Origin of the sequence: Qipengyuania xiamenensis, assembly GCF_019711495.1 — a bacterium.
Lineage (GTDB): Bacteria > Pseudomonadota > Alphaproteobacteria > Sphingomonadales > Sphingomonadaceae > Qipengyuania > Qipengyuania xiamenensis.
Genome location: NZ_JAIGNM010000004.1, coordinates 1 through 5,424, shown reverse-complemented (window position 1 = coordinate 5,424; position 5,424 = coordinate 1). Strand labels below are relative to the sequence as shown.

Annotated in this window: 7 protein-coding genes; 5 read left to right on the top strand and 2 right to left on the bottom strand. The window is 53.8% G+C overall.

From position 1 onward, the window contains the following. Both K3165_RS13930 and K3165_RS13925 read right to left on the bottom strand, forming a co-directional pair. A partial coding sequence (locus K3165_RS13930; protein ID WP_221549527.1) for a hypothetical protein occupies nt 1–368 on the bottom strand: 368 nt, incomplete at its 3' end. A 131-nt stretch (nt 369–499) separates the two neighbouring features. Then, nucleotides 500–808 (bottom strand): hypothetical protein, encoded by a 309-nt coding sequence (locus tag K3165_RS13925; RefSeq protein WP_221549525.1) that lies wholly within the window; start codon nt 806–808, stop codon nt 500–502. Nucleotides 809–1,049: 241 nt separating this feature from the next. Here K3165_RS13925 and K3165_RS13920 point away from each other — a divergent pair, with 241 nt between their 5' ends. The 5 genes from K3165_RS13920 to K3165_RS13900 all read left to right on the top strand — a co-directional run bounded on the left by K3165_RS13920 (nt 1,050) and on the right by K3165_RS13900 (nt 5,241). After that, entirely contained in the window at nt 1,050–1,514 is a 465-nt protein-coding gene (locus tag K3165_RS13920; RefSeq protein ID WP_221549523.1) for a hypothetical protein, read from the top strand. A 146-nt stretch (nt 1,515–1,660) separates the two neighbouring features. Next, nucleotides 1,661–2,008 (top strand): hypothetical protein, encoded by a 348-nt coding sequence (locus K3165_RS13915; RefSeq protein ID WP_221549521.1) that lies wholly within the window; start codon nt 1,661–1,663, stop codon nt 2,006–2,008. Nucleotides 2,009–2,135: 127 nt separating this feature from the next. After that, nucleotides 2,136–2,453: a hypothetical protein gene (locus K3165_RS13910; RefSeq protein ID WP_221549520.1), complete on the top strand. Its 318-nt coding sequence runs from the start codon at nt 2,136–2,138 to the stop codon at nt 2,451–2,453. A 1,000-nt stretch (nt 2,454–3,453) separates the two neighbouring features. Beyond that, complete coding sequence (locus tag K3165_RS13905) at nt 3,454–3,750, top strand: hypothetical protein (protein ID WP_221549518.1); 297 nt, start codon at nt 3,454–3,456, stop codon at nt 3,748–3,750. A gap of 1,212 nt (nt 3,751–4,962) precedes the next feature. Further along, nucleotides 4,963–5,241 (top strand): hypothetical protein, encoded by a 279-nt coding sequence (locus K3165_RS13900; RefSeq protein WP_221549517.1) that lies wholly within the window; start codon nt 4,963–4,965, stop codon nt 5,239–5,241. Nucleotides 5,242–5,424: the final 183 nt, after the last annotated feature.

Sequence of the window (5,424 nt, the reverse complement as noted above, 5' to 3'; positions counted from 1 at the left end):
TCGGAAATGACGGCTTGTTGGGATAGCGAAGACCCAAGGTCGACACATGCCTCAAGAACACTTTGCTCGGGAAGCTTCGTGATATTGCGCCAATCGGCGGTGTCAGTGATTGCGTCCGGCGATTTGGCCTCGACCGGACCGTCTTTAGTGATCATAGCGCGCAATTGGTACGGTGCCGTTCGTACTGCGATATATTGCGGAGCATCAGCATTTTGCGTCCTGAAGCGCTCTGCTTCTCCCACAAACCGCTCCACATAGTCCGTAACGATTTCACACGCGTCGTGCTGGGACGGTGTTCGTGCTTCGCTAGCGCTGCATGCAGCAAGCAAGCCGGCAAATGTCGCCACGCTAAGAAAATGACTTTGCATTGGTTGGAGCTACTGATTTCAGTGAGAGGACACAATGTCCGCTTTCCACCCATCTGACGACGCTTTCACCGAGCTAACGATGCGCCAGGACCTGACGGGCAGCTAACGACCCGATTTCGGACATTCGTCACTTATTTTTGGTCAGCTTTTGCCAGTCGAACCCGTATTTCGATTAAGCGGGCAATCCTGAGGCGCTCAGAGAAACGGTCGGAACGCGTTTTCAGTGGTATTGCGAGCGACGTTCCATCTCGAAGTTTCAGAACCATGCCTTTCGACATGTGACCGAACTTTTCCTGCCTTAGCTCTTCGGTCCCATAATAGCTTGTGCTGTCGATTTCTGAGTAAGGAACGAACCGGGCTTCACAGTCTGGGTCGACCAGTAGGCCATCGGTACAAAAGCTGAAAATGCGGCGGCCATCGTCTGAGACGTAGGAGGCCACGGCTCCAAATGCTCCACGTGTCTCTTCCGCGCGCAAGTCCGGCGCGAGCCGTCGGAGGCGAGCAAGAAGCGCATCCGTGCGCTCAGTTTCCTTATGACCATTCATCCTACCAGCCTAGGTAGTCAAAGGTCCGCTTACCACCCCTCTGGCGACGGTTTCACCGAGCTAGGAATGTGTCAGGAGCGGACTGTCAGCTAACGACCCGATTGCGGTCGCAGGCTCATCGGTCCAAAACCCCAGCATGAATATGCGCGCGACCCTTTGTCTCCTACTTATGCCATTTACAGCGAGTTGTGTGGGCGAGGATGTGGACGGCGGTGAACAATGCACAGTCGAAGCGATTGGGAAGGCGACCGGCGCCGGTAATCTTGAAGCAACCCTCCAAGTTCCGATGAGCTACATGTCGGGAGCCGAAATTTCCGATGGGGGAATCAGCGTTCAGCACAATGGCTGTGATTTTCCGCTCAACGCGTTCTTCTCAAGGGAGACAGCAGAGCGGGTCATTGAAGAAACGCCTTCAAATACCCTCAGTCATCACGAGGGATTTTTCCGCGTAGTCGATGCCTCGTTGTCCATCTGGAAGTTTTCAGATGCTTCGGGCGAGACACGCTTCTTTGTGACCGAAGTTCATGAGATGCGCCCGATTTTGAAGGCGAGAACAAGTCATGAGAAGAGATACTATGATGAGCCCGGTGACGGCAGCTAACCACCCATCTAATGACGCTTTCACCGAGCTAAGGATGTGGCAGGAGCGGACGGGCAGCTAACGACCCGATTGCGGACATTGTGGACCTAGAGATCAAAGCCCATAAGCTAATCAGAATTACTCGGATCAAAGGGATTTGCATGAGAATGGGTCGAGCATTTGCGGCAGCTCTGTTCACCTCGGCGGTCTTTACTGCCTCGTGTTCTGAGCAAGAGGCTCCCGGTCTGACCGCCGAGTTTCAGCAGATTTCGATGCGCTCATCGCTCTATGCGGAGGCGCCTAAGGTCGTTGCTTCGCCTAAGCCGACTTTTCCAAACGAATACGCCAGTGCAGTCTCTTCTCAGATTGGCGTCAGCTATGATATGACCCTCGTATACTTCGAGACGGTCTCCTTGGCCGACAAATCGTATGATATCTACGAGGTGGTCGAGGTGCCCGACGCTTTTGTGGGCGTCCCGCAAGCTGGCAGAGAGTTGCTCCTGATCACTCTTTGACCAGAGAAACTTTAGTCCGCTTCCCACCCAGTTCGTGACGGATTTGCCGAGCTATTGATGTTCCAAGACCGGACCAGCCGCTAACGACCCGATTGCGGACGTTCAATCTTCGCCCTAACATTCTGAGATGTTTGACGGCTTTTTCTTGATTGGATTTTTGGGTGGGCCGTTGGCACTCGCTTATCTTCTCGAAGGTGAAGCCAAGCGAGCCTCCTCCACACTTCGTCCACGCCTTCGAAGCATTCTGTTGGCTCCATTTGCCGCCTGGGGAGCCTTTACTTGGATACTGATGGCGATTGTCGTTTTAGCCGATGGAGTGAACGAGCAAGCATTCTTCTGGGCACAAATAGCGTCGGCATTTCTCACTGTAGTCATTTTGAGTCTGAGTTACGCGGCGACTGTCCGTCGCAGACGTGCCCGACTAAAGGCACATTTGGCGAATTAGCCGCCACTCTCGCAATCCGGTCGCATTGGAGAACGCATGTTAGCGGCCGGTCCGCCTTCCACCCATCTGGCGACGCTCTCGCCGAGCTTGTAATGGCGCCAAACAATGCCGTTGAAAGCGGCCATGTTTGCGGTCTTTCGCCCATTCTTATTTTTCTTCACCAGAGCCAATACAGTGCTCCTAGTATCCCTATCGCAAGCACTACGACGATACTTGGCACAATTCCGGCCCAAGAGCCGGCAACGAGTGCCAGCGATGCCGATGCGAAGATGAGCTTCGATCTCGTGCTTCGATCAGATTGAATCATCGGATAAATGCAAAGCGTCGGTCCGCAGTGAGGTCAATCTGAAAGGTCCGGTTTCCACCCACCTGGTGACGCTTTCACCGAGCTAGGAATGTGCCAGGAGCTGACGGGCGGCTAACGACCCGATTGCGGACATTGAGATTGCGGCTATTCTCAATGCCATGTGGCTCAAACGTTTAGCTAATATCGTTCTAGCTGCTTACTGCGGCGGACTGATTGCGAGCTACGCCACCTTGTTGATAACGCCGGACGCTCTGACTGATCCGACGCTCCGCATTTTCCCATTCCGGTTCGCGCTAGGCATCCTCATATTTACGCTGCCTGGCTCCCTTTGGGTTGCAGCGATATTCCGAGCGGTGCGGCCTCGTTGGTCGTTACCTCGCTCATATGGTTTCGCAATCACCTGCGGCGCGCTGACGGGGGGCGGCGTGCTTTGGTTACTGTCTCCTTCCTCGGCAGCAGTGTTTGGAATCGGAGCATTCTACGGCCTTGTTACAGCAACGATATGGGCTGGACTGAACCGGTATTTTCTCCCTGCTTTCTAGTGTCCGTCAACCACCCATCTGACGACGCTTTCACCGAGCTAACGATGTGCCACGACTGGACGGGCAGCTAACGACCCGATTGCGGACTATGTCCAAGCCTGCCATCCAATTTCTTAGAGAACGTGATGATGAAGGCCCAAGGAATGCTTAAATGATCGAATCTGTCATCATATTGGCAGTTTTTGCGATGCAATGCAGGTATGCCTACCTGTACGCCCCACCTTCTTTAGAATGGCGGGCTCGGGTTCTTTATTCGTGCATACCTCTCGTCTCTCTTATCTACGCAATGGGTGTTGTCGCCTATCTTCCTCATGCGATTGAGGAATGGCAGATATTCCTGATTGGTTCGCTCGCCTTGCCCATCTTGGCCATTTTCTTCGTCGGGTTAAAAACCTTGCGGTCTATGGCCCGAGCGAGAGGCAAAACTTCTCAGCAACTCTCTGAGTAGCGCGCGTCTGTTTCCCACCCAGTTCGAGACCTTCGAGCGGTACGCCAGCTATGCCTAGAGCTGACTAAGCGGTAACAACGATTCCGCAGCCTTTCACATAAAACACTGCGCAATCAATTCCCGGACCTTGCAGACTTCACGATAGGCCGCTTTTAGACATCATCCGAATTGCAGGGATCAATCAGACTTGAGTGTTACCTTCGACAAAATGAGTGGGTCGATTGGATCACTCCTGCTGGTTTGGTCTAGAATCGAACGACGTGCGCGCGACGAGGTCATGCGCGTTTCCGGCTCGAACCCCCGAAATTTGCATGGCGTTGCCGCTGTCTTGAACGCTTGGGAAGAGATGGTGGCTGCTACGCAACCAGCCGCCTCTCTATACCCTAAGCTCGCAAGGGCTCTCCGCGTCCAACTCCAGAAGCCCATCGAGATTCGTAACGGGATTTGTCATGGGCTGATTGGCATCTCGGCAGCAGATGATGAGAACCCCGGCACGCTCAGTTGGTCACTCAACGGCAACGAGCATTCTATCTCTTGGGAAGACCTTCAGGTGTTGCTCGCTAGGCTCTCCAAAATTCCCCGCACGGTTTCGATGATATCGGATCCTCCGCTAGGTCGTGCGGGAAATCTAGCGATCGACAATGCCGAGAACAGGAAATGGTGGTCGCAGGAGTGTGGGCTTGAGCTCCCAGAGCAGTGAAGCCTTTCTTCTCCCGAATGGGCAAATCCGTTCGGTATACTCCTCAGCTATTTTCTGACCTGGCTGCCGAGTGTGCCGCCTGATTGTTGCTTCGCTCGTTGAGGAACGCCAGCTATTCCAGTTCTCCGCGCGAAAGCGGCCATTCAGCTAACGCCCCCTTGCGGACATCACGTCAGACTGACATTTTGCGACTATGATCGCCCTGACCGCCTTATCTATAGCTCTGCTTTTGTGGACCGCTATCTACTGCGTTCGGAAAGCAGTTGCGGACTTCCGCGGGACGGCCCCGGCTTCCGGCATTCCCGGAGTGATCGCAGTGCTTGGTGCTCTCATACCAGCGGGGCTTCTTTCGTTCGCGCTCCTCATGGCGTATTCTGGCGTTTGAGAGCTAAAGCGGAATGACCGCTTTCCACCCATCATTCGACGCTTTCACCGAGTTGCCGCTGTGCCAAAAGCGGACCAGCCGCTAACGACCCGATTGCGGACAGCGGTATTTGAAGTCAGAATGCAGAATGCCCAAGCTGATTTTTGAAATTTGGCATGACCCCACCAATTCGTCTTTTGAAATGGGAGCAGTATGCTCATCGACTGATGAACACAGGCGGGCAGTCAGTCCAAACGCCGTTCGCATCCATCAATTCACCGCTGAATCTAGCCTAGATGCGTTTCAACAGGACTATGATTTTCACGGATTAGGCATTTACCGACTTCCGGATGGTGAGAGAGAGTACTTCTACACCCAGCATGAGGCGGAGGAGCAAATGCGATACATTGCAGTTCGCAAGCTGTAATTTGCTCTACTTACGCGAGGCTGAACCGGAAGCGGACCGTCCACTCTCCACCCACCTGAAGTCGCTTTAACCGAGCCAGTGATGTACCAGAAGCGGACCAGTCGCTAACGACCCGATTGCGGAAACCACCCATTCCTGCAATTTTCAGCGTCATCAAACGTTTAGACAAGAGATGATCGGTGA